Here is a 2,967-nt window from a genome sequence, read left to right on the forward strand (position 1 = left end):
ACCTGGGGCAGCTTCGAAATCCTGCGCGAGCGCTCGCTGGAAGTGCAGCACGCGCTGGTCCAGCAGGCCGCCGCCAGCACGCCGAAGGCTGGCTCGGTGGAAGCCAAGATCGGCGACATCTGGAAGACCGGTTCGGACGAGGCCAAGATCGAAGCGGCCGGCATCACCCCGCTGCAGCCGCAGCTGGACAAGATCGCCGCACTGAACGACACCGCCGCCATTACCCGGTACCTGCGCGGCAGCCAGGCGCAGGGCCAGGGCGTGCTGTTCTCGCTGTTCGCCAATGCCGATTACAAGGACTCGGGCAACGTCATCGCCTATGTCGGCCAGGGCGGCCTCGGCCTGCCGGAGAAGGGCTATTACTTCGACGCGTCGCAGGCCAAGATCCGCGATGCCTACGTGGCCTACATCGCGCAGGTGCTGACCCTGTCCGGCGTGGATGCCGAGCAGGCCAAGACCCAGGCCAAGGCCGTGCTGGACTTCGAAACCCGCCTGGCCAAGGCGTCGCTGTCGCGCATCGAACTGCGCGATCCGGCCAAGCGCTACAACCCGGTCAGCGCCGCCGAGGCGGACAAGCTCACCCCGAACTTCAGCTGGACCGCGCTGTTTGACACCCTGAAGGTGCCGGCCGCGCAGAAGTTCTCGCTGGCCCAGCCGGCGTTCTTCGGTGAAGTGGACAAGATGCTGGCCGACGTGCCGGCCGCCACCTGGCAGGCCTACCTGCGTTTCCACACCATCGATGACGCCTCGCCGTACCTGAGCAGCGCGTATGAGAAGGCCAACTTCGACTTCTACAGCACCACCCTGCGCGGCCAGAAGGAAATGCAGCCGCGCTGGAAGCGCGTGCTGGAATCGGTCAACGGCGCGATCGGCGAAGGCCTCGGCCAGCTGTACGTGAACGCGGTGTTCCCGGCCGACGCCAAGGTGCAGATGCAGCACCTGGTGGAGAACCTCTCGGTGGCGCTGAAGGCGCGCCTGGAAAAGCTGGAGTGGATGGGCGAAGACACCCGCAAGAAGGCGCTGGAAAAGTGGGCCAGCTTCACCCCGAAGATCGGTTACCCGGACAAGTGGCGTGACTGGTCGGGTTTTGAAACCAATGCCGACAGCTACCTGGGCAACATGCAGGCCGCGCGCGCGTTCAACTACCGCTACATGTTGAACAAGATCGGCAAGCCGGTGGACAAGACCGAGTGGGGCATGACCCCGCAGACCGTCAACGCCTACTACAACGCGACCAAGAACGAGATCGTGTTCCCGGCGGCGATCCTGCAGGCGCCGTTCTTCGACGCCAAGGCCGATCCGGCCTTGAATTACGGCGGCATCGGCGCGGTGATCGGCCATGAAATGATGCACGGCTATGACGACTCGGGCAGCCAGTTCGCCGCCAACGGCAACTTCGACAACTGGTGGACCGACAGCGACCGTAAGGCCTTCACCGGCCGCACCGACCAGCTGGTGGCGCAGTTCGACGGGTACGAGTCGCTGCCGGGCGTGAAGGTGAAGGGCAAGCTGACCCTGGGCGAGAACATCGGCGACCTGGGCGGTCTGACCGTGGCCTACGACGCGCTGCAGATGGCGTTGAAGGAAGACCCCAAGGCCAACGTGGCCGTGGACGGTCACAGCCAGGACCAGCGCTTCTTCATGAACTGGGCCACCGTGTGGCGCCGCAACTTCAACGAAGGCGAGCTGCGCGTGCGTCTGAACACCGACCCGCACGCCCCGGCCAACTTCCGCGCCAACGGCGCACCGTCGAACATGCCGGCCTACGCGCAAGCGTTCGAGTGCAAGCCCGGTGATGCGATGGTGCGCGCCGACGACAAGCGTGTCGTGATCTGGTGATCGCACGCGGTTGAGTGAAACGAAAAACCCGGCGCAAGCCGGGTTTTTTGTGCCCTCGGACGTCGCCGGGCTTCATCGAACGCGTCGGTAAGATCGGCGGTCGGCGACATCGGACCCACCCGAACCCGTGCCCAGCTACGCAAACGGCTTCAGTCAGCGCACTTCAGATAGGTCTTGCGCGTGTTCTTCCACGCCGCCGCCGGATCGAAACCCGCCACCAACCCGCCGCCCTTGCCGGTGAACGCGGCCATGCCGTGGCTCATCATGTAAGTGGGCGTATAGCTCGGCGGCGCCAGTGTTTTGGTGATGCCACACAGTTCAGCCACGTAAGCCTGCGGATCGGCCATGCGCTGGGCCAGCGCAGCATTGAAACGCGCCAGCTGCGCTTCATCCACGCTGTCGGCCACGCCGGCCTTCAACGCGCTGTAGGCGTCGTGGGCGCTGGTGTCGGCGACGCGTTGCTTGTCAAAGTGCGCAAACACGCCGGCCATGGTGAACAGGTCGGCGGCGTCGCGGTCGCGTCCGGCCTGCAGGCAGCGCGGCAACGCGGCCATCTGGTCGACGGGAGAGTCGGCAGGGGTGATGTCCTTCAATGCCGTGCACGGCAGTTGCCGGCTCGGCTGCAGGTTGCCGGTGGTGTCGTGGCGGGTCACCTGGGCTTGGGCCAGCAGTGGCAGTGCCAGCAGCAGAATGCCCAGCGCGGCGGTAAGGGGGGCGTTTCCTTGCATGCGATGCGTCCTTGTCGATTGAAACGGGGAGCCGACAGCGTCGCGCGCGGCAGCCCCCAATGCAAGCCCACGCGCCGCTCAGGCGAGCGCCGGCTCGCGTCGCAGCAGTGCCTGGAAAGCGCTCAACAGGTACGGATCGACCAGGCCGCCGGCGGCCTCCTCGAGAATGCGCATCACCTGCTCGCGGTCCATCGCATCGCGGTAGGGGCGGTCGCTGGTCATCGCATCCCAGGCGTCTACGAGGGTCAGGATGCGTGCGCCGAGCGGTATCGCTTCGCCACGCAGGCCATCGGGATAGCCGCTGCCGTCGAAGGCTTCATGGTGCGCGCGGATCAGTTGCGCCACGTCGGCAGCATCGCTGCGGCCGGTAGCCAGGAAAATGCGTTCGCCGTGCAGGGGG

General features: G+C 65.9%; 3 protein-coding genes. 1 reads left to right on the forward strand and 2 read right to left on the reverse strand.

Annotation, left to right across the window (positions count from 1 at the left end):
* Positions 1–1,839: M13 family metallopeptidase (locus tag AC1DQP_RS18880; RefSeq protein ID WP_478052242.1), on the forward strand; the 1,839-nt coding region annotated here is incomplete at its 5' end.
* 149 nt (positions 1,840–1,988) lie between these two features.
* On the opposite strand, the gene AC1DQP_RS18885 is transcribed toward AC1DQP_RS18880, so the two are convergent.
* Positions 1,989–2,567 (reverse strand): hypothetical protein, encoded by a 579-nt coding sequence (locus AC1DQP_RS18885; protein WP_457319860.1) that lies wholly within the window; start codon positions 2,565–2,567, stop codon positions 1,989–1,991.
* A gap of 78 nt (positions 2,568–2,645) precedes the next feature.
* On the reverse strand, positions 2,646–2,967 hold a 322-nt coding region (locus tag AC1DQP_RS18890), incomplete at its 5' end, for an HD-GYP domain-containing protein (RefSeq protein ID WP_478052243.1).

The sequence above is a fragment of the Stenotrophomonas sp. P5_A8 genome (genome assembly GCF_056400545.1).